24 protein-coding genes and 3 pseudogenes are annotated in these 26,018 nt (G+C 38.9%); 12 read left to right on the top strand and 15 right to left on the bottom strand.

Annotation, left to right across the window (positions count from 1 at the left end; translation table 11 throughout):
- Positions 1-65 precede the first annotated feature (65 nt).
- Together N8M09_RS00960 and N8M09_RS00965 are read left to right on the top strand one after the other, a co-directional pair.
- Positions 66-1,001 (top strand): DHH family phosphoesterase, encoded by a 936-nt coding sequence (locus N8M09_RS00960; protein WP_261062853.1) that lies wholly within the window; start codon positions 66-68, stop codon positions 999-1,001.
- A gap of 95 nt (positions 1,002-1,096) precedes the next feature.
- Entirely contained in the window at positions 1,097-1,339 is a 243-nt protein-coding gene (locus N8M09_RS00965; protein WP_000710764.1) for a type B 50S ribosomal protein L31, read from the top strand.
- A 104-nt stretch (positions 1,340-1,443) separates the two neighbouring features.
- Here the strand turns inward: N8M09_RS00965 and N8M09_RS00970 are convergent, their stop codons facing one another.
- Together N8M09_RS00970 and N8M09_RS00975 are read right to left on the bottom strand one after the other, a co-directional pair.
- Positions 1,444-2,601 carry a tyrosine-type recombinase/integrase gene (locus tag N8M09_RS00970; RefSeq protein WP_261062854.1) on the bottom strand — a complete coding sequence of 386 codons (1,158 nt, stop codon included), beginning with the start codon at positions 2,599-2,601 and terminating at the stop codon, positions 1,444-1,446.
- A gap of 64 nt (positions 2,602-2,665) precedes the next feature.
- Entirely contained in the window at positions 2,666-3,259 is a 594-nt protein-coding gene (locus N8M09_RS00975; RefSeq protein WP_261062855.1) for a helix-turn-helix domain-containing protein, read from the bottom strand.
- Between the two features lie 146 nt (positions 3,260-3,405).
- Here N8M09_RS00975 and N8M09_RS00980 point away from each other — a divergent pair, with 146 nt between their 5' ends.
- The 7 genes and pseudogenes from N8M09_RS00980 to N8M09_RS01010 all read left to right on the top strand — a co-directional run bounded on the left by N8M09_RS00980 (position 3,406) and on the right by N8M09_RS01010 (position 8,456).
- A complete protein-coding gene (locus tag N8M09_RS00980) occupies positions 3,406-3,684 on the top strand; it encodes a DNA-binding protein (RefSeq protein WP_261062856.1) in 279 nt (92 codons plus the stop codon).
- Between the two features lie 5 nt (positions 3,685-3,689).
- Complete coding sequence (locus tag N8M09_RS00985; RefSeq protein WP_261062857.1) at positions 3,690-4,019, top strand: replication initiator protein A; 330 nt, start codon at positions 3,690-3,692, stop codon at positions 4,017-4,019.
- A 2-nt stretch (positions 4,020-4,021) separates the two neighbouring features.
- On the top strand, positions 4,022-4,681 hold the full coding sequence (locus N8M09_RS00990) for a hypothetical protein (RefSeq protein WP_261062858.1): 660 nt from the start codon (positions 4,022-4,024) through the stop codon (positions 4,679-4,681).
- A 286-nt stretch (positions 4,682-4,967) separates the two neighbouring features.
- Positions 4,968-5,842: pseudogene (locus tag N8M09_RS00995) on the top strand (replication initiation protein).
- Between the two features lie 35 nt (positions 5,843-5,877).
- On the top strand, positions 5,878-6,279 hold the full coding sequence (locus N8M09_RS01000; protein WP_261062859.1) for a hypothetical protein: 402 nt from the start codon (positions 5,878-5,880) through the stop codon (positions 6,277-6,279).
- A 317-nt stretch (positions 6,280-6,596) separates the two neighbouring features.
- Positions 6,597-7,854: pseudogene (gene mobV, locus N8M09_RS01005) on the top strand (MobV family relaxase).
- 164 nt (positions 7,855-8,018) lie between these two features.
- The gene (locus N8M09_RS01010; RefSeq protein WP_261062860.1) at positions 8,019-8,456 is read left to right on the top strand and encodes a hypothetical protein; all 438 of its coding nucleotides are present in this window, start codon (positions 8,019-8,021) and stop codon (positions 8,454-8,456) included.
- 829 nt (positions 8,457-9,285) lie between these two features.
- Here N8M09_RS01010 and N8M09_RS01015 read toward each other — a convergent pair.
- Positions 9,286-9,729, bottom strand: a pseudogene (locus N8M09_RS01015) (imelysin family protein); the annotation flags it as partial.
- A 185-nt stretch (positions 9,730-9,914) separates the two neighbouring features.
- Here N8M09_RS01015 and N8M09_RS01020 point away from each other — a divergent pair.
- Positions 9,915-10,214 carry a YbaB/EbfC family nucleoid-associated protein gene (locus tag N8M09_RS01020; RefSeq protein WP_042900806.1) on the top strand — a complete coding sequence of 100 codons (300 nt, stop codon included), beginning with the start codon at positions 9,915-9,917 and terminating at the stop codon, positions 10,212-10,214.
- Positions 10,215-10,328: 114 nt separating this feature from the next.
- On the opposite strand, the gene N8M09_RS01025 is transcribed toward N8M09_RS01020, so the two are convergent.
- The 7 genes from N8M09_RS01025 to N8M09_RS01055 all read right to left on the bottom strand — a co-directional run bounded on the left by N8M09_RS01025 (position 10,329) and on the right by N8M09_RS01055 (position 17,044).
- The gene (locus N8M09_RS01025) at positions 10,329-11,105 is read right to left on the bottom strand and encodes a potassium channel family protein (RefSeq protein WP_261062861.1); all 777 of its coding nucleotides are present in this window, start codon (positions 11,103-11,105) and stop codon (positions 10,329-10,331) included.
- Between the two features lie 84 nt (positions 11,106-11,189).
- Positions 11,190-11,999: an MBL fold metallo-hydrolase gene (locus tag N8M09_RS01030; protein WP_000004961.1), complete on the bottom strand. Its 810-nt coding sequence runs from the start codon at positions 11,997-11,999 to the stop codon at positions 11,190-11,192.
- A 1-nt stretch (position 12,000) separates the two neighbouring features.
- A complete protein-coding gene (vicK, locus tag N8M09_RS01035; RefSeq protein ID WP_261037607.1) occupies positions 12,001-13,350 on the bottom strand; it encodes a cell wall metabolism sensor histidine kinase VicK in 1,350 nt (449 codons plus the stop codon).
- Complete coding sequence (yycF, locus tag N8M09_RS01040) at positions 13,343-14,050, bottom strand: response regulator YycF (RefSeq protein ID WP_049513644.1); 708 nt, start codon at positions 14,048-14,050, stop codon at positions 13,343-13,345. The genes vicK and yycF overlap by 8 nt, the downstream gene beginning before the upstream one ends.
- 55 nt (positions 14,051-14,105) lie before the next feature.
- Complete coding sequence (gene mutY, locus N8M09_RS01045; RefSeq protein WP_261062862.1) at positions 14,106-15,281, bottom strand: A/G-specific adenine glycosylase; 1,176 nt, start codon at positions 15,279-15,281, stop codon at positions 14,106-14,108.
- A 540-nt stretch (positions 15,282-15,821) separates the two neighbouring features.
- Positions 15,822-16,097 carry an HU family DNA-binding protein gene (locus N8M09_RS01050; protein ID WP_001284642.1) on the bottom strand — a complete coding sequence of 92 codons (276 nt, stop codon included), beginning with the start codon at positions 16,095-16,097 and terminating at the stop codon, positions 15,822-15,824.
- A gap of 107 nt (positions 16,098-16,204) precedes the next feature.
- A complete protein-coding gene (locus N8M09_RS01055) occupies positions 16,205-17,044 on the bottom strand; it encodes a DegV family protein (RefSeq protein WP_261062863.1) in 840 nt (279 codons plus the stop codon).
- 141 nt (positions 17,045-17,185) lie between these two features.
- Between N8M09_RS01055 and N8M09_RS01060 the strand changes: the two genes are divergently transcribed.
- Positions 17,186-18,034, top strand: a complete 849-nt coding sequence (locus N8M09_RS01060) for a YitT family protein (protein WP_023942678.1) — start codon at positions 17,186-17,188, stop codon at positions 18,032-18,034.
- An 87-nt stretch (positions 18,035-18,121) separates the two neighbouring features.
- Here the strand turns inward: N8M09_RS01060 and N8M09_RS01065 are convergent, their stop codons facing one another.
- The 5 genes from N8M09_RS01065 to pyrR all read right to left on the bottom strand — a co-directional run bounded on the left by N8M09_RS01065 (position 18,122) and on the right by pyrR (position 25,556).
- Positions 18,122-19,039: a bifunctional riboflavin kinase/FAD synthetase gene (locus N8M09_RS01065; protein WP_261062864.1), complete on the bottom strand. Its 918-nt coding sequence runs from the start codon at positions 19,037-19,039 to the stop codon at positions 18,122-18,124.
- 301 nt (positions 19,040-19,340) lie between these two features.
- Positions 19,341-22,517 carry a carbamoyl-phosphate synthase large subunit gene (gene carB / locus N8M09_RS01070; RefSeq protein ID WP_261062865.1) on the bottom strand — a complete coding sequence of 1,059 codons (3,177 nt, stop codon included), beginning with the start codon at positions 22,515-22,517 and terminating at the stop codon, positions 19,341-19,343.
- Positions 22,518-22,963: 446 nt separating this feature from the next.
- Positions 22,964-24,043 (bottom strand): carbamoyl phosphate synthase small subunit, encoded by a 1,080-nt coding sequence (locus N8M09_RS01075; protein WP_261062866.1) that lies wholly within the window; start codon positions 24,041-24,043, stop codon positions 22,964-22,966.
- Positions 24,044-24,092: 49 nt separating this feature from the next.
- Positions 24,093-25,016 (bottom strand): aspartate carbamoyltransferase catalytic subunit, encoded by a 924-nt coding sequence (locus N8M09_RS01080; protein WP_261062867.1) that lies wholly within the window; start codon positions 25,014-25,016, stop codon positions 24,093-24,095.
- Positions 25,017-25,034: 18 nt separating this feature from the next.
- Positions 25,035-25,556, bottom strand: coding sequence for a bifunctional pyr operon transcriptional regulator/uracil phosphoribosyltransferase PyrR (gene pyrR / locus N8M09_RS01085; RefSeq protein ID WP_261062868.1), 522 nt, complete (start codon positions 25,554-25,556; stop codon positions 25,035-25,037).
- Between the two features lie 334 nt (positions 25,557-25,890).
- On the opposite strand from pyrR, the gene N8M09_RS01090 reads away from it, so the two are divergent.
- Positions 25,891-26,018 (top strand): helix-turn-helix domain-containing protein (locus tag N8M09_RS01090; RefSeq protein ID WP_261062870.1); only part of this gene is annotated, 128 nt, incomplete at its 3' end.

Raw genomic sequence — 26,018 nt, forward strand, 5'->3', positions numbered from 1 at the left:
TCTTTTTCATTTTAAAAATAAAAATTCTTGTGCTACAATGAAATGAGAAAGAATTGAGGTTATTTATGGACATTTGCCATCAAATTTTAGAAAAAATCAAAGAATACGACACGATTATCATTCACCGTCATATGAAACCAGACCCTGATGCCTTAGGAAGTCAGGTGGGATTGAAAGCCTTACTGGAACATCATTTCCCAGAAAAAACCATCAAAGCTGTCGGTTTTGATGAACCAACTCTTACTTGGATGGCTGAAATGGATCATGTTGAAGATAGTGCCTACCAGGGAGCACTTGTCATCGTCTGTGATACGGCGAATACTGCTCGTATCGATGATAAACGCTATAGTCAAGGTGATTTTCTCATTAAGATTGACCACCATCCAAATGATGATGTATATGGTGACCTATCTTGGGTGGATACTAGTTCAAGTAGCGCTAGCGAGATGATTACCTTATTTGCCCAAACAACTCAACTGGCCTTGTCAGATTGCGCTGCTGAGTTGCTCTTTGCAGGAATTGTTGGTGATACAGGTCGCTTCCTTTATCCTTCTACGACTGCACGGACTCTTCGACTGGCCGCTTATTTGAGAGAACATAACTTTGACTTTGCGGCTCTCACCCGCAAAATGGACACTATGAGTTACAAAATTGCTAAACTGCAAGGCTACATCTACGACCATCTGGAAGTGGATAAAAATGGTGCAGCTCGCGTTATCCTGAGTCAGAAAATCTTAAAACGATTCAATGTCACCGATGCTGAAACTGCAGCCATTGTCGGTGCACCTGGGCGTATTGACAGTGTGAGTCTCTGGGGAATTTTTGTGGAACAGGCTGATGGCCACTACCGTGTCCGCTTACGCAGTAAAATCCATCCTATCAATGAAATTGCCAAAGAACATGATGGTGGAGGCCACCCTCTAGCAAGTGGTGCTAATTCCTATAGCCTAGAGGAAAACGAAATCATCTACCAAAAGTTAAAAAACTTGCTTAAAAACTGATAAAATACTTGCCAAACTTTTTAGAATCTGATAGACTAGTATGGTAACAATCTATGGCTCGCAAAGAGACCATGGCAGAAAGGAAATATTGCAAAATGAAAAAAGATATCCATCCAGAATATCGCCCAGTTGTCTTCATGGACACAACTACTGGTTACCAATTCCTTAGCGGTTCAACAAAACGCTCTAACGAAACAGTTGAGTTCGAAGGCGAAACTTACCCATTGATCCGTGTGGAAATTTCATCAGACTCACACCCATTCTACACTGGACGTCAAAAGTTCACTCAAGCAGATGGACGCGTGGATCGTTTCAACAAAAAATACGGTCTCAAATAATCAACCGCATTTATTGCTTAAAAACGTTGATACAAAGCCTTTTCCAAGAAATTGGAATTGGCTTTTTTTGTTTTTAGTACCGTTTTTGGTACCGTCTTGGAAAACTAACCTTTTGCGCTATCCAGATAATCTACAAATTTTGTGATAGCTTTCTTCTCTCCTGCTACTGTAGAATGGCTATAAGTATCCAGGGTCATCTGACTACTTGCATGACCTAATCTTTTGGCCGCATTGACAGGGTCAACCCCTACTTCAATCATCAAGGTTGCATGAGTATGTCTGAAGCCATGAGGAGTTATCTTCTTCAAGCCATGTTTCCTGATGATCCGCTTTAGAACACTATTGATATAATCCTGATATAAAGGTTCTATCTTTCCGTCTCGATCAACAAACGTAAACATATAATCGCTATCAATCAATGGGGTAACTGACAGTTGCCCCTTTTCTCTTCTGCTCTTTTGTTTCCACTCTTTCAAAATCGAGATTGTCTCAGTATCTAAAGGGATTTGCCGTATGGAAAACCTGTTTTTGGTGCTTTTCTCAACGGCTTTCCCCTTGATTCTACCTAGGTTTTTACTGATAGAAAGTAATTGATTATCAAAATCAATATCAGACCACCTCAAAGAATACAGCTCCCCTTTCCTTAAGCCACTATAGGCCAACAAACGAAATAAGGCATAGTTTTTATAAGGCTCTTCTGCCTTAATAATATCTAAAAATTCATGCAACTCCTCAACGCTAAAGAAGTTATCTGACTTCTTCCGCTCTCTTTTTGGGAGTATCGTTTGCTTCATTGGGTTGTCTGTAATCAATTTCATTTTCAAAGCAAAATCAAACACTTGGCTAGTATAAGATTTTACCTGTTTGATATTTCTAAAAGTCTGACCTTTTTCGGTAATAAAGTCTTGGCAGTGCCAAGGAGTAATTTTGGAAATTTTCATCTTTCCAAGAACTGGCAAGATATGGATTCTAAACAAATCATCTGTACGGACGCTTGTCGTCCTCTCTACTGTGTTTTGATAAGTTTTGAACCATTCTTCAAAAACTTCATCAAAACGTCTCTCAGAGACTCTCAGAAGCCCTGAGAGGTCTCCTGACGCTTTTTTGTGGTAAATCATAGCTTCATACTGTCTAGCCTCTCTAAGGCTCTTAAAACCGCTTTTAAAGAAGTCCTGACGTTTGCCATCAATCACCCTGTAGATTCTGACCTTATAAAGATACCCTGATTTAGACTTTTTAGCCTTATATTTAATAATAGACATTCTAATTTCTCCTTTATTTTTTAAGGTTTCGGAGCTTATAAAATAAAGAAATCATGATTGTCAGTTATTTCTTACGCTTTTTCTCTTCTTGCCGTCTCTTGTATTCAGGAGTCTCTACCCATGCCTCCCAGACATAATGATAAGGGGAGTCTTCTGCTCCTGATTTGTTAATCAGGAAAGGAATAAGGCCTTGTTTCTCATCAGCTATAAATTCTTTAATAGCTTTAACCAAAACAGGGTTAAAGCCTTTTTTACTTGCTAGAAAATCAATGTAATCAGACAATGCCTCTGATTGATTGAGCTCTGCAAGTATAATAGCAAGATCTTTTCCAAAAGGAGTCCATTCGGTGATTTTATTTTCAATCGTACTTTTTCCCTGAAGCACTTTGGCGAAGCCTTTAAAAATTTCCTTGGCTGATCCTGGATTGACTAATACAGGGTTATCATCAAGCCCCAACAAGTAAGGGATAGACACGCCAAAATATTCTGCAAGAATTTCTGCGTTTTCTTTTTTAGGAGTACGTAGATTTTTTTTATATCCTGAGAGAGTTGTTATTGGTATATCCGTATCATCACTAACCTTTTTTAGTGTGTAATTATTTTTTTGCATTAGTATCTCTAACCTATTTTCAGGTTTGTCAAATAAAAAATTATTCATATTTTCACCTCTAAAAATATTTTAACACTTTTTCTCAAATATGAGTAAAAATAAGTTGACATTACTCATAAAAGGGTATATAATCGTGACATACTCTTAAATGAGTAAAATTTCGGAGCTTATAAAATTAAGAAAGGGGCCAGAATATGACAGAAAATTTTACCATCCACCTCCCAAAAGCAACAGAAAAGAAGTTACTTGCTCGCTACGATAACATGCTTCAAAAAGCTATCGAAAAAGCCCTTGAGGACCAGGAACTCTATAAACCTATAGTTCGTATGGCAGGTTTGTGCCGTTGGTTGTCAGTCTCAACCACTACGATAGTGAAATGGCAGCGTGAAGGCATGCCTCACATGGTCATTGATGGAGTGACCCTGTACGATAAACACAAGGTAGCTCAATGGCTACAACAATATGAAAGGTGAGAAATATGATTGATTATGAAAATAATTATTACTTAATACCTAAAGTCTTATATACTGACCCTCACTATATTTTTCTTTCAGATAAGGCAAGATTGACTTATGCCATTTTATGTGATGAGCAACGAAAAGCAGCTGAAAGAGGACAGTTTGATGAAAATGGAGATGTCTATATAGACTTCTCTAACAAAGACCTTTTACGGATATTACAGTGTAGCAAGCCTACATTTATCTATTATCGTAACGCTTTAGAATTATGTGGATTAATAGAATGTGAACAACGTATATCTGAAACAAGAGGAAGTTTACCGACAAGAATTTATATCAAGGAGATTTAAACATGCTAAACCTATATTTTGATAATAATGCCGTAAGACGTCATAACATAGAGCAATGGCTACTGAAGCATCACATTCTATTTCAGAGTTATAGTATTGATGAATTGACTCAAGACGATCTTCTTCGTTTTTTTACAAAAACAGAAGACTGTTTTAGCTTGCTCAAACGAACAAGTTGGCACTATAAGCTAGATAATAAGACTACTATGAAAAGCTTTATAGATACGATTTTGATGGACAAGAAGAAATACTTAGATTTACCTTTGCTAGAAACAGATAGTCATATTTTAAGTAATATTTTGGTTGATGACTTAAGTCAGTTTTTGACACGACAGCAGAAAGAACATGAAAGGAAAGCACTGCTTAGAAAAGCTAATGAAATTTCTCTAGGTCGCACATTTTGGAATAATGTTTCCTTTTATCGCTCTAAATACAACATAAGATACCTAGACCTTTATCAAAATATCTTTAATCGGACGCATACCATAGAAACAACCGCTATGGACTTCAATAGATTCTGTAACAAATTAAAAAAATATCGCAGTTTATCACTTCTCCCTCCTCAAAATTGGATTGAAGCTATAACAGATATTTTTGAAGTCGATATCAATGAGCTTTTTGAAGAAAAAGATACAGACATTTTTACTGTCCAGATGAGTTAAGACATTTATGAAAATGACTATGAAAATATTTTGAAAACGAGTTTTTGAGGCTAAATTTTTGAGCTTTCTCAAAATTTATAACGCGGGCTCCTCTAACAGCCCGCTATGTTCCCATTTCGTGGGATTTTACTGCACCCATTTTTTGGCAAGTTTGACCGTAGCAAAATGAAAATGGTCCGACGAAGTCGGCTTGGGGTTGCTCCCCCAAGAATGTCATTTTACGGAGGTCTTTGCGCAGACAAAAAAGAGGCGCCGATAGGCGACCTCTACAAGAAAGGATGTTGATTTGGAATTAAAAGTTAGCTTGGACAACATCACTATTACAGCTTATATCAAACCTATCAAACTCCTTGATCTCAAAAGTTTGATAGAAAGTCATACAGCCATTATCGTCCAGACTGCAATGACTGATATGTTTAGAGCAATCACTCGGGACGGAAGTCACGTTAGACTCCTCCTAGACTACGACAAATTAAAAGGACAAGCCTTTAATGCTCGCCCTTTCAGGATAGAGTTTAACCCCAATAAACTCCGACAGATTGATATTAATATCTTAGGTACAATTATACCATATCTTGAAGATATTGCAATCTCTCGAGTCGATTTAGCTTTTGATATATTTGAAGTTGATTGTAGTGAGTTTATTCTTGAAAAGAAAGGCCGCCCTACTGCTACCAAAGAATGGAGAGACCAGAATGGAAAACTAGAAACTAAATATCTAGGCGCCTCCAGGTCAGAAAAGCAAATCAGACTCTATAACAAAAAAGTTGAACAATTAGAAAATGGCTCTGATGAAGACAAGAAATTTGCTCAGCAGTTCCAGCATTGGTGGCGCTTAGAATTTCAGCTCCGCAGCCGCTCGGTTGAAGAAATATTTGAAGTCATTGACTCTGTTATCTTTAAACCGTTTAACTTTGAAGGTTTAGGCATAGAGGCTCAACTTTACTTACTTGCCCTTACTCGTGATAAAGGAATCTGGAACAAAGTCAGTAAAAACACACGTACAAAATACAAGAAACTTTTACAGACCTATAAAACATCTGATATTGACTATCTGAAATTGATGAAAGATTTATTAAAACATGAACGACCAATATTAGAAAAACAGCTTGCTTATTATGGGGGAAGAGAAACGAAAATAGCTTTCAACCATTTGGTTGAAAATCCAGTATTAACAAGGAGTTACGAGGCCTAAAATGAGAATAAAAGACTACGCTGATAGCCTGGGAGTTAGTAGTCAATCCATCTATAAACGGATACGCTCTCCAAAATATAAAGAGAGGTTGAAAGGTCATTTATACCTAGACAACCAAAAGGTTGAAAACCTTGATTTAATAGGCATTAGAATACTTGAAGATTATCATTTTGAAAATGATGTGATTAAACTTGAGAAAGAATTAGAGGAGGCGAAAGAACAAGGCAAGCAACTAGAACAAGATTTGCAACTATTGAGAGGCTATCGGAAGAGTGAACAGCAAAACTTAAAAGCTTGGGCAGATTATGCTGAACGATTGGAACAACATCGATTTTACTTAATGCTTGCACTCACTACTGTATCTATAGCTTTCCTTGTAGCTTTAGCCTTTGCCGTCTTCTGACGGCATTTGTCGGACAATGCGAAGCGTCCGACCCTGGGGCACCGACAGGGTGCCCTACTCGCTTCGGCGAGTATAGTCGAAACTCCTCTTGTGGCTCGAGAGGTGGTTCGATGTCGCTCCTGTATTCGGAGCGATGTGCCGTCTGCAAGACCCTTCGGAGAACGCACATTTACGGAGTAAAGTGTAGTGCGTTACACTTTACATGGAAGTCGTGCCGATTCTTCAGGAAAAAATCTACCCTATGGGTTACTTAGTCCTGGTGGCAATCTTCCGCCACCAGCTCGGCGACCCTTTGAGCCGAGAAAGGAGAACAAACTATGAGTTATGCAGTAGCTAGGATGCAAAAAATGAAATCTGGAAATCTTGGTGGTGCCTATCGTCACAATGAACGAATTTTTGAAAATCACTCGAACAAGGATATTGACCCAGAAAAGACTCACCTAAACTATGAATTAACCGACCGTGACCGCTCTATCCCATACGATAGGCAGATTAAACAATACATCTACGATAATAAGATATCCAAACGTGCTCTACGTAAAGATGCCGTTTTGTGTAATGAATGGATTATTACATCAGATAAAGCATTTTTTGAAAATATGAGTTCGGATCAGATTAAGGACTTTTTTGAAACAGCAAAAAATTTCTTTGCTGAAAGATACGGTAATAGTAATATCGCTTATGCTATGGTACATCTTGACGAGAGTACGCCACATATGCACTTAGGACTTGTGCCTATGCAAAATGGCAAGTTAAGCTCGAAGTCATTATTTGGCAGTCGTGACCAACTGAAAGAGATCCAGGAGGCTTTTCCTAAATACCTGAATGAACATGGCTATAATTTGCAACGTGGGGAGTCTGATAGCAAGAAGAAACACCTCGAAACAGCAGAATTTAAAGAAAAGCAACGCTTACTAGATGATACTGATAAAAAGATAGTTGATAAAACCCAAAAACTAAGGCAACTAGAAAAACAGGAAAAGCAAACTACAGGAAAAGCAAACTACAGAAAAAATCAAGCAACACGAAAAAGAGAAAGATGCTTTACTAGATGATATAGCTGTCTTGGAGTCTCTTCAACCTCTACAGATTGAAGAAATGAAAAAAGACAAATTAGTCAGACGTACATTTGACGGTAAACTAAAAATGGATAAAGCAACCTATGACAGACTCTTTCATACAGCCTCTCGAAATGCCCTAGATAATAATAGGCTAAGGCACGAAAACAGCAAACTTGAACATCAATTACAGCAATCACTTTCTAAACAAAATAACTTAGCTAAAAAACTGATGAAGAGTGATCACATATTATCTGAAAATCGTACGCTAAAATCAGAAGTCGATAAACTAAAACACGCAAATAAAAAACTCAATGAAAGTATAAAACGATTAGGTGAACAATTAAATGCCGTAAACAAAAAACTTGCACTTTGGCGCAAAACAGCAAGGAATTACATGCATCCTAAAGAATTTAGCAAAATGTTACATGTCATAAATCAAATACGACCACCAAGAATAACCATTATGTCAGTCGCTCGAAGTGTTAAAAATATGATTGAAAAAAATATATTTTAAGCACTTTATGCCGTGAAAGTCTCTTGATAACAAGCTAGTCGACTTTAGACTAAAGACAGTCGAGTCGTCAGGCTGAAAAGCTGACGACCGATTGCCAAAGGCTAAAAAAGACTAGGTTACTTGTTGTCAAGAGAACCATGGAATAAATAAACAAGGAGAAAAAGATGAACAATATTAACAAACCTTTAGTACACAAAATTAAACAACCTGATACATTTTCTGGAAAAACATTACTGGGCTTTCTACAGTCAGTTTTTAAAGAAATCACTGGTAACTATCTACCATCAGCCTACCCACTCAGCATTATTGAGCCTTATTTTACCTCAGATGAACAGGGAGAATCGTTTTGGTCAAATGCCCTGGCTATCAATGTTTTAGAAATTCGTCTCAAGGATAACTATAACATCCATCTAATACAAAAATCACCTTATATTCTTCTTGTTATTGTGGATATTGATAGCTTTAAAACTGGAGTTATTAAACTCTTTAATGACTTACTTGACCCTGATAAAAAGTATCTGATTTATCGTGATTTTATCAAAACATATCGCAATATGACTCCGATTGAAAAAATCGAATTTTTCAAAAAGAAGACCGTCTAGGAAATCGCAGCTAAAAAATAAGCTGTGGTATACTATTTAGTGAGGAGGTAACACTATGAGAAAAACACTTTTTGGTTGGATGCTTGCATTTTCTGCATTACGCTTTCTTGACCGCTCTGTACGGCAGTCAACTAAAGCACTACGACGATTTTTAAGATAAATTATAAAAGGCTCTAGTTTAGAGTCTTTTATTGTGATATAATACAAATTGCTGAAGCTACCTTCCGCAAATTAATGCGAAAGGAGGTGTTATTCTATGAGTTACTTCTTCGAGCTCTTACTCGGAATCACGGTTGAGATACTGGCTCACTATCTCATCAAGTGGCTAGATGACGAGGACAAACGCTAAGGCTAGCCCAAAACACCACAAAAAACCCTCGAGAGACCTGGCCGTCCTCGGGGGTTTGGTGTATCTATGAGATACTTCTTCGTGTTTTTATTATCTCATTCATTACAAAAAAAGTCAATAAAAAAAGCCCAAATACTTGAGACAACTTTCATTATTTTATAAGCTCCGAAACATTAATTTTTGGTACCTTTTTGGTACCGTCTTGGTTTAACAATACGGTATATATATAATATTTTACAGCTATATCCCCTTTAGAAACATTGATTTAATAAGGATTTAAACATTATAGAGTATATCTTTGTAAAATACGGTCTCAAATAATGATAAAAAGACAGCTTCGGCTGTTCTTTTTTATTTCTTGAAATCAACTGCTGTTTTCATGTTCCAAACTCAAAAAAACTTTGCACTCTAGCTAGCCGCACGATGATTTCTAGAGTACAAAGTTTTTTTATTAGAGCAGATTTACTCTTCCTTATCTTGACTTTCAGTTCCTTTAGTTGTATTGTCTTCCCAAAGGATACGCTCAATACGGTGGAAACCTGACCAACCTTCTTCTGTCTTATTTTCGTCCATATAGTCTGCCAAACGGAAGTCAATTTTTACATCTGACTCACCAAAACTCTCGGCAATCGGTTCTGAGCGCTCATAGGACATACAAATCAGTGGATAAACCTTCTTAGCTTCTTCTAACTTACCTTCTTTCAACAGTTTGACAAAGCCTTCCGTATCTGTCAATAGCTTATCGATTTGCTCTTGCACAAAAGTCTTATAGTCAGCAGTGGCCTTATCAAGCATTTTTTGCTTGTCTTCAGACAAAGCTGTCACCTTAGATGAATCGCTTGTATCTGCTGATTTTTCAAATCTAACAGCACAAGCTGTCAATAGCAAGGCTGAAGATAAAAGGACAAAACCTAGTTTTTTCATTGTTTACTCCTATCGGTTCAGGAAACCTGAATTAATTTTACGTCTCATTATACCACGTTTCCACTCATTTTTTAATAAATTCTCAGAAAATTTAATGTTGGGGGATTTATACTAACAATAGACTTTTAACCCCAAAATTGATAAAATAAGAAGGAAAATAAGATAAAAGGAAACTATAAATCACCATGATGAACATGCAAAACATGATGCGTCAAGCACAAAAGCTTCAAAAACAAATGGAACAAAGCCAAGCAGAACTTGCTGCTATGCAATTTGTTGGCAAATCTGCTCAAGACCTTGTTCAAGCAACCTTGACTGGAGATAAGAAAGTTATCAGCATTGACTTCAATCCAGCTGTCGTTGACCCAGAAGACCTCGAAACCCTTTCTGATATGACCGTTCAAGCCATCAACTCCGCTCTTGAACAAATTGATGAAACGACCAAGAAAAAACTGGGTGCTTTCGCAGGGAAATTGCCATTCTAATAAAAATCACAAAAACGCATAATATAAGGTGCCAGATGTACTGACCTTGATATTATGCGTTTTATTATATCAAGACTTACTTGATTTCTCCTCGAATCAAGTTTTGTCTCACCTTTATGATATTTTTTCAACTAAGTCTTTTATCATTCGATGTAGTTCTTCTATCTTTTCAGATTGTTTCTCTATTAATATTCTCTGACTAGATAATTCATCTTGGAGTTTATCAAATTGTATCTGTTCATCTGGATTCTCCTTTACAAAAAAGTTCGTTAAGGTACTTGTTAACATTCCTATTGTACTAATCCCTACCAACATTAATAAAACAGCTATCCATTTCCCAAAAAGGGAAACTGGAACAATATCACCATAACCAACAGTGGTTACTGTCACAAGAGCCCACCAAAGACTATCTGAGAATGATTTTTCTTCAACTACAGATAAAATTGAACTTCCTACTAGCACGATAAAGATATTAACATATAAGATATAAATCAGACCATTTGTCCGTAAGAATCTACTAATTTTTCTTTCTAATTTACCTGTAAGTCCAATTATTCTAAGTAAACGAGTCAGTTTCAGTAATTTTGTCAGCCTTGCTAAGCGAAAGATACGCCCTAATCGAAATACTGTAAAAATAGCATTTAAAGGGAGAATAGCCAATAAATCAAAAATATTTTCAAGAATAAAGCGCCATTTTCTTTTAGTAGTAAAAAAGCGCCAACTATAATCAATTACAAAAACACCCCAAAGTAGTAAATCAATAATATTGTACGGAGGATTGTCCAAATCAACCATCTCAGCAAATCCAAGCAAGACTAGAACAACAGATATCAACGCAAGTATGATAATCGATGTGTCATAGTAATCCTTAAATAACCATTTTCTTTTCACACTATTTCTCCTATATCATTTTTGAACATTATACCACAACAAATATCTACTAATTTATAAAAAAGAAGGCCCCCGCCTTCTCTTTTATATATCTGTCAATGGTGTTGCGGTATCTGGTGAGGTATCGTAAACCTTAAAGTCTACTCCTACACCTAGATCAGCTTGCGCTAACTGGTTGACCATGGTCATGTGAGCCAGCTCCTTGATATTGTTTTCCTTAGATAAATGCCCAAGGTAGATCTTCTTAGTGCGGTTTCCTAATGTACGAATCATGGCTTCGGCACCGTCCTCGTTAGAAAGGTGACCCAGATCCGATAGGATTCGTTGTTTGAGTCGCCAAGCGTAAGAACCTGCTCGCAAAATCTCTACATCATGGTTGGACTCGATAAGATAGCCGTCCGCATTTTCAACAATTCCTGCCATACGGTCACTGACATAACCTGTATCTGTCAAAAGGACAAAACTTTTATCATCTTTCATAAAGCGATAGAACTGCGGTGCGACTGCATCATGGCTTACACCAAAACTCTCGATGTCAATATCTCCAAAGGTTTTGGTTTTGCCCATCTCAAAGATATGTTTTTGCGAAGAATCCACCTTACCAAGATACTTGCTATTTTCCATAGCCTGCCAGGTCTTTTCATTGGCATAAAGATCCATACCATACTTGCGAGCCAAAACTCCTACTCCATGGATATGGTCAGAATGCTCATGCGTAATCAAGATGGCGTCCAAGTCTTCTGGCTTGCGATTAATTTCAGCAAGTAGGCTAGTAATCTTTTTACCAGATAAGCCTGCATCCACTAAAAGTTTCTTTTTTGGTGTTTCCAGATAAAAGGAATTTCCACTGGAACCCGACGCTAAAATACTGTATTTAAAGCCTGTTTCACTCATTCTAGTCTTCTACTTCATCCTCCCATACTTCTTCTTTCACTGCATCCTTATCATAAGGGAGCACAATGGTAAAGGTTGATCCCTTACCGTATTCACTCTTGGCCCAAATAAAGCCATTATGTTGTTTGATAATTTCTTTGGCAATAGACAGTCCCAGACCTGTTCCACCTTGGGCACGACTTCTAGCACGATCCACACGATAAAAACGGTCAAAAATACGTGGTAAATCCTGCTTTGGAATACCCAAACCTTGATCTGAGATGGATAAAATCATCTGATCATCAGTTGTCTTCATGGTCACTGTGATTTTCCCACCATCTGGTGAATACTTGATGGCATTGTTGAGAATATTATCAATCACCTGTGTCATCTTGTCTGTATCAATTTCAATCCATACCGAGGTAATTGGGTAATCTCTCACCAGTTCGTATTTCTTATCTTCATCCTGCCCTCTTATCTGATCAAAACGGTTGAGGATAAAAGTAATAAAGGCAGTAAAGTTAATCAGTTCCACATCTAGGTGACTGGTTGCATTATCAATACGTGAAAGATGGAGAAGATCTGTCACCATGCGCATCATACGATTGGTTTCGTCTAGAGATACCTTGATAAAGTCTGGTGCTACGGTTTCACACAAAGCTCCCTCATCCAAGGCTTCAAGATAGGATTTTACGCTGGTTAAGGGTGTCCGTAGCTCATGACTAACATTGGAAACAAAGAGTCTCCGCTCGCGTTCTTCCTTCTCCTGCTCCGTCGTATCATGCAAAACAGCAACCAGACCCGAAATAAAGCCAGACTCTCGACGAATCAAGGCAAAGCGAACACGAAGGCTCAGATACTCACCATTAGCATCCTGGGAATCAATGATGAGCTCAGGAATTTGGGTAATCAAATCACGAAGTTCATACTCATCTTCAATCTTAAGCAATTCTAGAATACTTTTGTTTAGAACATCTTCTTTCTGAACACCTAACTGTTTCTTAGCCATGTCATTAATCATGGTAATCTTGCCACGACGATTGGTCGCAAGGACTCCGTCGGTCATGTAAGATAGGATACTATGTAATCGTTTACTCTCTTGTTCCAGATTTTCTTGGGTTAAACGAATTACTTCTGATAAATCATTGAGATTATTAGTAATATTAGTAATTTCAGAGCTTCCCTGCATATCCAATACCTGAGAATAATCTCCTGCAATCAGGTCTTTTACCTTTTGATTGATTTGCTTCAACCGAATATTATCCCGACGATTTTCTAGCAAAAGTAAGGTCACTACTAAAATAAAGCCAAGTAGAATGAGGATAAAGATAAAATCACTGGTTAAAACTGTGTCTTTAATTAGTTTAATCATTATTTCTCATATAATAACCAACACCCCGACGTGTTAGGATATACTCAGGACGACTTGGTGTGTCTTCAATCTTCTCACGCAAACGTCTGATGGTTACGTCAACTGTTCGAACATCTCCGAAATAATCATACCCCCATACCGTTTCAAGCAAGTGTTCACGCGTAATTACTTGACCGATATGAGAAGCCAAGTGGTACAAAAGCTCAAATTCACGGTGAGTTAAATCTAGTTCTTCACCGTATTTCTTAGCCACATAGGCATCTGGCACAATCTCCAAGTCCCCAATTTGCAAAGGTTGAGTTTTATTTTCATCTGATTCTTGATTATCTACAGAAGCCAAGTCCGTGCGACGAAGGAGAGCTTTAACACGCGCCTGCAACTCACGATTTGAGAAGGGTTTGGTCACATAGTCATCCGCCCCAAGCTCTAAACCAATAACCTTATCAAATTCGCTGTCTTTAGCTGAAAGCATGATAATAGGTACACTACTTGTCTTGCGAATAGTCTTCGCGACTTCTAAACCATCAATTTCTGGAAGCATCAAATCCAGAATAATAATATCTGGATGCTCTGCTTCAAATTGCTCTAGCGCTTCACGACCGTTAAAAGCAGTTACAACCTCGTAACCTTCCTTGGTCATATTAAACTTGATAATATCCGAGATTGGTTTTTCGTCATCTACAATTAATATTTTTTTCATATGTTCACCTTTTTCTCTACTATTATACCAAAAAAATAGCAAGAAGACACAATAGCTAGTCTTTGCTACTGTCTAAGTTGGCTTTTGCATAAGCCTGCCAGATTTTTTGTTGGGGTTTGGCAAGTGGAACATCCTTGAACTCTTCTGGTGAAAGCCAGCGAACTTCCCTATCTGAAAAATCATGGAAGTCACTCACTTGACCTGCTACAATTTGAACATGCCATTTACGATGACTAAAGACATGCTTGACAGTCTCAAAATAAACATTAAGCCAATCAACATCTAGGTCATAGTCCTGCTGGAAACTCTCCTCTGGACTGGGACCAAAGTTCACACTTTCTTCTGCAACCTGATGGAAGAGGTCAAACTGCTCCTCTTCCGAAAAGTCATCTACTTCTACCAGTGGGAAATGCCAAAATCCTGCCAACAACTTTTCACTTTCATTTTTTTCAAGTAAAAATTGTCCCTGAGAATTTTTCACAACTAAGGCTTTAAGATAAATTGGGACAGGCTTTTTCTTGGGAGCCTTAATTGGATAACGGTCCATTGTACCATTCTGATATGCCGCACTGAAGTCCTTAACTGGGCTTTCTTCTGGCCTGGGATTTACAGGAGCCTCAATATCAGACCCTAAGTCCATCAAGGCTTGATTAAAGTCACCCGGACGCTCTGGGTCAATCAGAATTTCCATCATTGCCTGAAAAATTTTGCGATTACTTGAAATACCAATATCGTGGTTGACTTCAAATAGACGCGCCAAAACTCGCATGACATTACCATCTACAGCTGGCTCAGGCAAGTTAAAAGCAATACTGGAAATCGCTCCTGCAGTGTAAGGACCAATCCCTTTCAAGCTGGAAATTCCTTCATAGGTATTTGGAAATTGACCACCAAAGTCTGTCATAATCTGCTGGGCAGCAGCCTGCATATTACGAACTCGAGAATAATATCCCAGTCCCTCCCAAGCCTTCAACAAACCTTCTTCAGGTGCAGTTGCCAAACTTTCCACTGTCGGAAACCATTCCAAGAAGCGTTCATAATATGGAATAACCGTATCCACCCTGGTCTGCTGGAGCATGATTTCAGACACCCAGATATGATAAGGATTTTTACTTCTACGCCACGGTAAATCTCTTTTGTTTTCATCATACCAAGCGAGAAGTTTCTCACGGAAAGAAGTAATCTTCTCCTCCGGCCACATGACAATACCGTATTCTTTCAAATCTAACATATCTCTAGTATAACACAGAAGGTTTCACCTGTCTTTTTATCTGATTTATAATATTTTCAATAGACAGTATATGACTTTTCTTTCTACTTAAATATTTTTAATATGACTTCAACTGAAAATCAATAAAATATCATAGAATGCGATTATCCATCTTCATGGTTTGATTTTGAGACAAATAATACTCAATGAAAATCAAAGAGAAAACTAGGAAGCTGGCCGCAGGTTGCTCAAAGCACTGCTTTGAGGTTGTAGATAAGACTGACGAAGTCAGTCACATATATAATCCAAGGTGAAGCTGACGTGGTTTGAAGAGATTTTAGAAGAGTATAAGCTAGAAATACAGTATTATTTAAAATAGTCGATCATCCTACGGATAAACAATAAAAACTCATCACTCTTAGAAAATAACGAAAATGCTGGTTGATATCATCCTAAAACAAGTGAAAAAATAGTATTTTGCCCCTTTTTTGCCCCCTATACACAAAAAAAGCCTACTGACCAAGCTAGAAAGCTTGATACAATAGGCTTTTTAAAGACTAATTATTTAACAGCGTCTTTAAGAGCTTTACCAGCTTTGAATGCTGGAACTTTAGAAGCTGCAATTGTGATTTCTTTACCAGTTTGTGGGTTGCGACCTTTACGTGCAGCACGCTCACGAACTTCAAAGTTACCAAAACCGATCAATTGAACTTTTTCACCAGCTGCAAGGTAGTCAGCTACTGCTGAAAATACAGCTTCAACTGCTGCTGCTGAGTCTTTCTTAGTCAATTCTGTAGCTTCTGCTACTTTAGCGATCAAATCTTGTTTGTTTGCCATGTTAATGATTCCTCCAATTTAATTTCTAATTAACAAATATAATCATATCCTAAAATCCCTTATAGGTCAAGTTAAAAACGCTGTTTATTCGCATTTTCTTTATTTTTTTAGGAATGGTAACGTACCAAAATAGCCCACGCATTCTCACCTGTATGAGTCTGAATAATAGAACCGGTTTCTAAAACAGAAATTGGTTTTTCAACATAGGCTTGTAAACTTTCTTTCATCTCTTTTGCCCAGTCAGCATTACCAGAATATGAAATTCCAATCTCTGCTACAGAACGTTCAGAGAGAGATGTTGTCAACTCATCTAACCATTTTTTAAAGGTTTTAGCTCCACGACCTTTAACAATTGGCTGCAATTCATGGTCTTTCATTTGCATGACAACACGGATATTGAGAAGTGAGCTCAACAATCCAGTTACACGGCCAATTCGTCCACCTTTTACTAGATTTTCTAGAGTAGAAACACCAATATAGAGCTCTGTATGTTTTTTTACCTCTTCAACGTGAGATAAAATTTCCGCCATATCTTTGCCTTCTTGTGCTAATTTCGCAGCCTCAACAACTTGGAATTTCAAGGCTTGGTCAGTAAATGAACTATCGATAACTGTCACGTCGGCAGTAGATAGGCTGGCACCTTGGCGTGCTGCTTCTACAGTCCCCGAAAGAGCATGGGACATATGAATAGCAAGAATCTGGCTACCATCTTTGCATAGGTCCTCAAAAACTTCAGCGAAGACACCTACAGGTGGTTGACTTGTCTTAGGAAGATTCTTACTTGCTTGCATCAACTGAAGAAATTTACCTTCTTCTTTCAAATCCGCATCAGAATAAACAACATTATCAATCATTACAGATAATGGAACAATTGTAATATCTAATTGTTTTACTAGTGCTGGTTCAATAGTAACAGATGAATCGGTTACAATCTTAATTTTTGTCATAGTATCAATCTTTCTATTTTAGGATTCAGATTGGTTTTCTTACTTCTAATTATATCAAAAAAAGATTAAAAATCCTAATGGAGTCAATCAAATTTTCCGTAAAAATTTGATATAATCATCTTATAAGAAAAGAGGTGTCCTATGATTAAAAAAATTTACCCCATTTTTACCATTTTACTAGGTGCTGCTATTTATGCTTTTGGACTGACTTATTTTGTAGTTCCTCATCATCTCTTTGAAGGAGGGGCGACAGGTATTACCCTTATCACCTTTTATCTTTTTAAAATCCCTGTTTCGCTCATGAACTTGCTGATTAACATTCCCCTTTTCATCCTAGCTTGGAAAATATTTGGAGCAAAATCTCTCTATTCTAGTTTGCTTGGAACCTTAGCTTTGTCAGCTTGGTTGGCTTTTTTTGAGCGTATTCCCCTTCATATTGATCTTCAAGGTGATTTACTGATTACTGCACTTATAGCGGGAATTCTATTGGGAATTGGTCTTGGAATTATCTTTAATGCTGGAGGTACAACGGGCGGAACTGATATTCTAGCTCGTATTCTCAATAAATACACTCATATATCCATGGGGAAACTGCTCTTTATCTTAGATTTTTGTATTCTCATGCTCATTCTCCTAATCTTCAAGGACTTGAGATTGGTTTCTTACACGCTCTTATTTGATTTTATCGTTTCTCGTGTCATTGATTTGATTGGAGAAGGTGGTTATGCTGGTAAAGGCTTTATGATTATCACAAAACGTCCTGACCAACTTGCTAAAGCGATTAATGATGACTTAGGAAGAGGCGTTACTTTTATTTCTGGTCAAGGCTACTATAGTCAAAAAGATTTGAAGATTATCTACTGTATTGTCGGTAGAAATGAGATTGTGAAAATGAAGGAAATGATTCATCGAATCGATCCTCAAGCCTTTATAACCATTACAGAAGCCCATGAAATCCTTGGAGAAGGATTCACCTTTGAAAAAGAATAAAAAGAGGTAGTGTAGTGACCTCAAAAGTTAGACTTATTCATCTATCTTTTGGGTTACAGACAACCTCTTTTTTAATTACTCAAACACTTAAGACCAATTGCGAGCTACTTCTTCATCAGCCTTTAACTGATCCACTAATTGGTCAACTGAGTCAAATTTAGTCATATCTCGAATGCGATCAAGCCAATAAACCATGACGGTTTCCCCATAAATATCTTGATTAAAATCAAAAATATTGACTTCAAAACGTGCTTCTTCTCCATCAAAGGTCACATTTTTTCCAACACTAGCCATGGCACGATACTTCTGTCTTTGAATCTCAACATCAACGACATAAACACCATCTGCTGGCATATAAGTACGATCTAAAAGCACTAAATTAGCTGTTGGATAACCAATCGTACGACCACGAGCACTGCCATGAACCACCATCCCTCTTGATGGAAGCGGTGCCCCCAAAAGTTCTCCTGCTTCTTTCACATTTCCATCTAAAATAGCTTGACGGATACGAGTTGAACTAATCTTTCCTTTCTCATCTTCTACAGGTGGAACGATAATGACTTCTCCATCAAAGTAATCCTTTAAGTCTTCTGCCGTTTTTTGGTCAGAACCAAATGTATAATCAAAACCTGCAACAATAATTTTGGCATTCATAGCCTTGATATAAGTTGCAAAAAATTCTTCTGCCGTAAGACTAGCGAATTGACTACTAAAATCAAGAAGATATAATTCTTCTACGCCTTCACGCTTTAATTTCCTCTCACGTTCAGCAGGGTTCAAAATATGTAAAAACAGATCAGGATGATAAGGCTCTAAAGCGATCTTTGGAGATTCATTAAAGGTCATAACAACGATAGGCAATAAGTCCTTTCTCGCAGCCTTATTGGCAACACGAAATAATTCTTGATGCCCCTTGTGTATACCATCAAAATAGCCGAGAACAACGACTGAATCAGATGGTGTGCCAATATCTTTTTGGTTTTTTATAGGAATAGTAATAATCATAAAATAATTATATCATAGCGATAGCTATTTCTGGAACAGAAAATCTGAAATGTCGTTTTTTTAACCTGAAATAGCCATTTTTGCAAAAGGAGTAGCATGCAAATATATATTGACTCTGATATACTAGAATTACAAAAAAGGTGAACGATTAACATCATAAGCCATTCCCAATTTATTCTTATCGTATCACAATTCATAATCATCCTTGAGTGAAGAACTGATAGTTGAATAGCCTGCACTAATATCGCAAAAGCCAGCGTTTTCTGACGCTGGCTTTTAAACTGTGAAAAACTTTTCTAAACTAAATTGCTTCTGTGACAAAACTACGGCTTTCCAATACTTTGAGCATGGCGTTAGCTGTATCTAAGGCTGTAAAGAGGGGCACACCGTGTTCAATGGCTGAACGGCGAATCTGCTCACCATCTTCGTCAGCAGTTCGTTTTGTTCCTACTGTGTTAATGATAGCTTGAATTCTTCCTTTGCGTACAAAGCTTGGAATATCCTTATCGTCATCACCAATCTTACCAACAGGTTGAGCTTGTAATCCATGACTAGCAAAGAAGGCTGCTGTCCCTTCTGTCGCGAGGATTCCATAGCCAATATTTTGGAAACGACGAGCTAAGTCCAAGGCTTCTTCTTTTGCATCATCAGCAATGGTGAAGACTACATTTCCAAAAGTTGGCAAGTGGAGGTAAGAAGCTTCAAAGGCTTTATAGAGAGCTTTTTCCAAAGTCGTATCAGAACCCATAACTTCCCCTGTTGACTTCATTTCAGGACCAAGTAAGCTGTCTACCTTAGCCAGTTTCGTGAAGGAGAAGACTGGTGCTTTAATATGAACGCGAGTGCTTTCAGGGTAAAGTCCATCTTGGTAGCCAAGTTCTTCAAGGTTTTGACCAAGAATGAGCTTAGTAGCTACCTGAGCCATAGGAATATTAGTTACTTTTGAAAGGAAAGGTACCGTACGGCTGGCACGTGGATTGACCTCAATAACGTAAACTTTTTCATCCTTGATAACAAACTGGATGTTCATCATACCAAGACAGTTAAGACCGATTGCTAGGCGTTTCGTATAGTCTGCGATTGTTTCTTGCACCTTTTGCGACAAGGTTTGTGGTGGGTAAACGGCCATCGAGTCACCTGAGTGGACACCAGCACGTTCGATATGCTCCATGATACCAGGGATAAGAACATTTTCTCCGTCTGAAATGGCATCAACTTCACACTCTTGTCCAACGATATAAGAGTCTACAAGGACTGGATGGTCAGGACTAGCCTTAACCGCTGTACGCATGTAAGAACGAAGGTCTTCTTCGTTTTCAACGATTTCCATAGCACGACCACCCAAGACATAAGATGGGCGAACGAGGACTGGGAAACCAATCTTGCGAGCTGCAAGTACTGCTTCTTCTTCATTGGTAGCAGTTTGTCCTGGTGGCTGTGGAATATCCAAATCTTTAAGAGCTTGCTCAAAGAGGTCACGGTCTTCAGCTCGGTCTAGGTCAGCAACCTGTGTCCCAAGGATGGTCACACCTGCTTTTGCCAATGGCTCCGCAAGGTTAATAGCTGTTTGACCACCAAACTGAACGATAACCCCTTTTGGTTGCTCCAAGTCAATGACATTCATAACATCTTCGAATGTCAATGGCTCAAAGTAAAGCTTATCTGATACAGAGAAGTCTGTAGAAACGGTCTCTGGGTTTGAATTCATGATAATGGCTTCATAGCCAGCCGCCTGAATAGCCTTAACTGAATGAACAGTTGCGTAGTCAAACTCGACTCCTTGACCGATACGGATTGGACCGGAACCTAGGACTAGGACAGATTCCTTATCAGACTTGATAGACTCATTTTCCCAACCATAGGTTGAATAGAAGTATGGTGTTTCAGAGTCAAATTCTGCCGCACAAGTATCTACCATCTTATAAACTGGAACAATCTTGCTTTCCAAACGAAGCTGGCGAACTTGGTCAGCTGTCGTTTCCCATAGTTCAGCAATCTTACGGTCTGAGAAACCATTAAGTTTAGCTATTTTCAAAACTTCAAGATCTTGTGGATGGGCACCCAACTCCTGCTCAATTTCAAAGATATGTAGGAGTTTATCGAGATAAAAGATATCGATTTTTGTAAGCTCTGCAATTTCTTCTGGTGTGTAGCCACGACGAATTGCTTCTGATACGTAGAAGAGACGGTCATCCTGGGCTTTGACTACTTTTTCAATCAAGGCATCATCAGAAACTGCTGCAAGTTCAGGCATTTCATTGTGGTGCACCCCAATTTCAAGAGAGCGACAGGCCTTAAGGAGAGATTCTTCAATGTTTCGACCGATAGCCATGACTTCTCCAGTGGCCTTCATCTGTGTCCCAAGACGGCGCTCACCTTTTTCAAACTTGTCAAATGGGAAACGTGGAATCTTGGCAACCACGTAGTCGAGAGCTGGCTCAAACATGGCATAGGTTGAACCTGTAACTGGGTTGATGACCTCATCCAAGGTCAAACCGACGGCAATCTTAGCAGCCAATTTGGCAATTGGGTAACCTGTCGCCTTAGAAGCAAGGGCTGACGAACGCGACACACGAGGGTTTACTTCGATGACATAGTACTTGAAGCTGTGTGGATCAAGGGCCAGCTGAACGTTACATCCCCCTTCAATCTTAAGGGCACGAATAATGCTCAAGCTCGCGTCACGTAGCATTTGGTTTTCATAATCTGACATGGTTTGGGCAGGGGCAAATACAATGGAATCCCCTGTGTGAATCCCAACTGGGTCAAAGTTTTCCATGTTACAGACAACCAAGGCATTGTCAGCTGAATCGCGCATCACTTCGTATTCAATTTCCTTGAAACCGGCAATCGAACGCTCAATCAAACATTGGGTCACAGGTGACAATTTCAATCCATTTTCAGCGATTTCACGCAATTCTTCCTCGTTGGCACACATACCACCACCAGTACCACCAAGTGTAAAGGCTGGACGAACGATGACTGGGTAGCCAATTGTTGCTGCAAAGGCAACAGCTTCTTCGACTGTGTTAACAATTTCAGATTCTGGAATTGGTTGGTTGAGCTCTTCCATCAATTGTTTAAATAGGTCACGGTCCTCCGCTTGGTCAATGGCAGATAATTTGGTACCCAGAAGTTCAACACCAAGCTCATCTAGGATACCATTTTTAGACAATTCCATGGCCATATTAAGACCAGTTTGCCCACCAAGTGTTGGAAGCAAGGCATCTGGACGTTCCTTACGAAGAATACGCGTTACAAACTCAAGTGTAATCGGTTCGATATAGACCTTGTCCGCAATCTCCTTGTCCGTCATGATGGTTGCAGGGTTTGAGTTAACCAAGACAACCTCATAACCTTCCTCTTTCAACGACAAGCAAGCCTGGGTCCCAGCGTAGTCAAACTCAGCAGCCTGACCAATAATAATCGGACCAGAACCAATCACCATAATTTTTTGAATATCAGTACGTTTAGGCATAGTTTATGATACAAAGCCCGTAAAAAACACAGTGAAAATAGGAAACTCGGTGCAGACGCCTTCAGCGTCAAGACGATGTTTATCTTTTTCACACAGTTCTTAGGGCGTGTTCACTTCCGCGAACAATGTATCTTCTCCTTTCTATTCGTCGCCTCACAGAGCGACATTAAATAAATTCTCCGACGATTTTTAGCGAAACGATACTTTTCGGTAAAAAATCTAGTGCAGGGAGTTTTTAGTTCGCCTGATAGCGACTAAAAGAAACGACCTGCCTTTCTATTCGGCAACTATCAGGTTGCCATTAAATAAGATACAAAGGACGAATAGAAAGCGATTGAATTTTAGGAAACCAAGGAAGGATTGACAATCCAAGTTGGTTTCTCTAAATTCCGAGCTTTCCGTCCGTGTTCAGTTACATAAATTCTCCGACGAGCTTTTACTCGTTCTTAGTTTGATTGTTTAAAAGCTTCCATCATCTCGATAAACTCGTCAAATAAGTAGCTTGCATCGTGTGGACCAGGGGCTGCATCTGGATGGTATTGAACAGAGAAAGCAGGTTGGTATCTGTGACGAACTCCTTCAACTGACTTGTCATTGATTTCTTCGTGGGTGATAATCAAATGCTCTGGCAAATCCTCACGGCTGACTGCATAACCATGGTTTTGACTTGTAAAATCCACACGTCCTGTAGCAATTTCACGTACTGCATGGTTAAAGCCACGGTGACCAAACTTCATCTTGTAAGTCTTAGCCCCGTTTGCCATTGCGAAGAGTTGGTGCCCCATACAAATACCAAAGATTGGAATTTTTCCTTGCACACCACGAATCATCTCGAGTGCTTGTGGAACATCTTCTGGGTTACCTGGACCGTTTGACAACATAACTCCGTCAGGATTGAGATGGAGAATTTCTTCTGCCGTTGTCGAATAAGGAACAACCGTCACGTTACAATTACGCTTAGAAAGTTCACGTAAGATTGAGTGCTTGAGACCAAAGTCCACTAGCACCACGCTCAAACCAACTCCTGGAGCTGGATAGGATGTTTTAGTAGAAACCTGCTTGATATTGTCTGTTGGCAAAACTGTTGCTTGGAGCTGATCCGTTACATGGTCCATACTGTCCCCAACATGAGTCAAAGTTGCACGCATAGTACCATGCTTACGGATAATCTTGGTAAGAGCACGCGTATCAATCCCTGAAATACCTGGAATTTTCTTGGCTTTCAAAAATTCATCCAGCGTCATTTGGTTGCGCCAGTTGCTTGCTCTACGCGCTTCTTCAAAAACAACAACTCCCTTACAAGTTGGAATGATGGATTCGTAATCATCACGGTTGATTCCATAATTTCCTACCAAAGGATAAGTAAAGGTCAAGATTTGTCCATTATAAGACTGGTCTGTAATGGATTCTTGGTAGCCGGTCATGCCTGTATTAAAGACAATTTCACCAGTTACATCAATATCTGCTCCGAAGGCCTTGCCTTCAAAAACTGTGCCATCTTCTAATACTAGAAGTCTTTTTGTCATATTTTCACCTCTCGTGGACGCTCACTGGCGTCTTTTAACGTCTTGTGTTTTAGTTGGCGTTTCTACTCGCCAGTACGGATTCTAAGATTGCCATTCGAACAAAGACACCATTGGTCATTTGTTGGACAATCCGTGATTTTGGTGCTTCAACCAAGTGATCTGCAATTTCTACATCACGATTGACTGGAGCTGGGTGCATGAGGATTGCTGTTTCTTTCAAGCAATCATAACGTTCTTGAGTCAAGCCATGTTGGGCATGGTAGTCTTCTTTTGAAAAGACAGCTCCACTATCATGACGTTCATGTTGCACACGGAGAAACATCATGACATCCACCTGATCAATGATTTCATCAATAGTTACAAACTGTCCATAGTCTGCAAACTCTTGACTTCTCCATTCCTCAGGTCCAGCAAAGTAAAGTTCAGCTCCCAAGCGTTTCAAAATCTGCATATTGGATTTGGCAACGCGTGAGTGGTCCAAGTCACCTGCAATAGCAACCTTAAGCCCCTCAAAGTGGCCAAATTCCTCATAAATAGTCATCAAATCAAGTAAGCTCTGGCTAGGGTGTTGGCCCGAACCATCTCCACCATTGATGATAGAAGTCGTAATCGTTGGACTTGCAATTAACTCTCTGTAGTAGTCAACCTCTGGGTGACGAATCACACAGACATCCACTCCTAAAGCAGACAAAGTCAAAATGGTATCATAAAGTGTCTCCCCTTTATTAACTGAACTAGTCTTCACATCAAAGTCAAGTCGTTCCAGCCCCAATTTAATCTCTGCCACTTCAAAGGACTTATGCGTCCGTGTGGAATCCTCAAAGAAAAGATTGGAGACAATCGGATGGTCCTCATAGGGAAGCTGAGCTCCGTTTTTAAACTCAATTCCTCGCTTGATCAATTTCATGACTTGATCGACAGTGAGGTCTTCCATGGACACCACATGGTTCAATGCTTGTTGATTTTCTGACATGGCTACTCCTTTAGCTTTCTAAGCTTCTTCAGTAATCAGAACTCTGTCTTGGCCATCAAGTTCTGCCATCTCTACGATGATTTCTTCAGAACGACTAGTTGGGATATTTTTTCCAACGTAATCTGGACGGATTGGCAATTCTCTATGTCCACGATCGACTAGAACTGCTAAACTCACACGCGCAGGACGACCATGACCGACAATATTATCAATAGCAGCACGGATGGTACGACCTGTATAGAGCACATCATCCACCAAGATAACTTCACGGTCTGTCACATCAACAGAAACTAAAGAAGTATCTTCTCCACTTTTAACATCGTCACGGAAAGGTTTGGTATCCAATTCCACAACAGGAACTGAAAGATTTTCTAGCTGCGCCAAACGTTCTTGGATACGGTGGGCGATAAAGACGCCACGAGTTTTAATACCAGCCAAGACGATTTTATTCAAATCTTTGTTGCGTTCGATAATCTCATATGTAATACGCGTAATCGCTCGTTTGACGGTCAATTCGTCTACAACTTCTTTTGTCTTCATGACAAACCTCCAAAAAGAAAAGTCTCCTTAAACAAGGAGACTTGAAATGTATAGCCAAGCGAGCCCTACTGCAAACAGTATAGACTTCACCCTACTACTTAATCGTTCTCCTTGCCTGCCTCACGGGACAGGTTTAAAGGAATATTTAGTTATCAAATACTATAGCACAAAGCATGCTTAAAATCAAGCAAAAACTTTTGAAACCCCATCTTATAAATTGCTGGTAACTTCTCAAAGTAACTTCCACTTGCCTTGCCAAAGTGGAAATTAGTTTAAAACGGATTTTTATGGTGGAATTAAGTATGAGACGTTTGAGTTAGAAATGAGGTCTACTATGATAAAACATAAACATCTTACCCTTTCAGACCGTAATGATATCCAATTAGGCTTAGAGCGCGGTGAAACCTTCAAAGCTATTGGACAGTCCATTCTAAAAGACCCAACTACTGTTTCTAAAGAAGT

This window comes from Streptococcus mitis, assembly GCF_946190375.1.
Classification (GTDB): domain Bacteria; phylum Bacillota; class Bacilli; order Lactobacillales; family Streptococcaceae; genus Streptococcus; species Streptococcus mitis_CJ.

What these genes read in the sequence shown, in the direction of transcription:
- N8M09_RS01010 (WP_261062860.1), top strand. Translation starts at nt 8,019, where the DNA reads ATGAACAATATTAACAAACCTTTAGTACACAAAATTAAACAACCTGAT.
- yycF (WP_049513644.1), bottom strand. Translation starts at nt 14,050, where the DNA reads ATGAAAAAAATATTAATTGTAGATGACGAAAAACCAATCTCGGATATT.
- N8M09_RS00965 (WP_000710764.1), top strand. Translation starts at nt 1,097, where the DNA reads ATGAAAAAAGATATCCATCCAGAATATCGCCCAGTTGTCTTCATGGAC.
- N8M09_RS01030 (WP_000004961.1), bottom strand. Translation starts at nt 11,999, where the DNA reads ATGAGTGAAACAGGCTTTAAATACAGTATTTTAGCGTCGGGTTCCAGT.
- N8M09_RS01060 (WP_023942678.1), top strand. Translation starts at nt 17,186, where the DNA reads ATGATTAAAAAAATTTACCCCATTTTTACCATTTTACTAGGTGCTGCT.
- carB (WP_261062865.1), bottom strand. Translation starts at nt 22,517, where the DNA reads ATGCCTAAACGTACTGATATTCAAAAAATTATGGTGATTGGTTCTGGT.
- vicK (WP_261037607.1), bottom strand. Translation starts at nt 13,350, where the DNA reads ATGATTAAACTAATTAAAGACACAGTTTTAACCAGTGATTTTATCTTT.
- N8M09_RS01020 (WP_042900806.1), top strand. Translation starts at nt 9,915, where the DNA reads ATGATGAACATGCAAAACATGATGCGTCAAGCACAAAAGCTTCAAAAA.
- N8M09_RS00990 (WP_261062858.1), top strand. Translation starts at nt 4,022, where the DNA reads ATGCTAAACCTATATTTTGATAATAATGCCGTAAGACGTCATAACATA.
- N8M09_RS00960 (WP_261062853.1), top strand. Translation starts at nt 66, where the DNA reads ATGGACATTTGCCATCAAATTTTAGAAAAAATCAAAGAATACGACACG.
- N8M09_RS01050 (WP_001284642.1), bottom strand. Translation starts at nt 16,097, where the DNA reads ATGGCAAACAAACAAGATTTGATCGCTAAAGTAGCAGAAGCTACAGAA.
- N8M09_RS00980 (WP_261062856.1), top strand. Translation starts at nt 3,406, where the DNA reads ATGACAGAAAATTTTACCATCCACCTCCCAAAAGCAACAGAAAAGAAG.
- N8M09_RS01000 (WP_261062859.1), top strand. Translation starts at nt 5,878, where the DNA reads ATGAGAATAAAAGACTACGCTGATAGCCTGGGAGTTAGTAGTCAATCC.
- mutY (WP_261062862.1), bottom strand. Translation starts at nt 15,281, where the DNA reads ATGTTAGATTTGAAAGAATACGGTATTGTCATGTGGCCGGAGGAGAAG.
- pyrR (WP_261062868.1), bottom strand. Translation starts at nt 25,556, where the DNA reads ATGAAGACAAAAGAAGTTGTAGACGAATTGACCGTCAAACGAGCGATT.
- N8M09_RS01075 (WP_261062866.1), bottom strand. Translation starts at nt 24,043, where the DNA reads ATGACAAAAAGACTTCTAGTATTAGAAGATGGCACAGTTTTTGAAGGC.
- N8M09_RS01055 (WP_261062863.1), bottom strand. Translation starts at nt 17,044, where the DNA reads ATGACAAAAATTAAGATTGTAACCGATTCATCTGTTACTATTGAACCA.
- N8M09_RS00975 (WP_261062855.1), bottom strand. Translation starts at nt 3,259, where the DNA reads ATGAATAATTTTTTATTTGACAAACCTGAAAATAGGTTAGAGATACTA.
- N8M09_RS01080 (WP_261062867.1), bottom strand. Translation starts at nt 25,016, where the DNA reads ATGTCAGAAAATCAACAAGCATTGAACCATGTGGTGTCCATGGAAGAC.
- N8M09_RS00970 (WP_261062854.1), bottom strand. Translation starts at nt 2,601, where the DNA reads ATGTCTATTATTAAATATAAGGCTAAAAAGTCTAAATCAGGGTATCTT.
- N8M09_RS00985 (WP_261062857.1), top strand. Translation starts at nt 3,690, where the DNA reads ATGATTGATTATGAAAATAATTATTACTTAATACCTAAAGTCTTATAT.
- N8M09_RS01065 (WP_261062864.1), bottom strand. Translation starts at nt 19,039, where the DNA reads ATGATTATTACTATTCCTATAAAAAACCAAAAAGATATTGGCACACCA.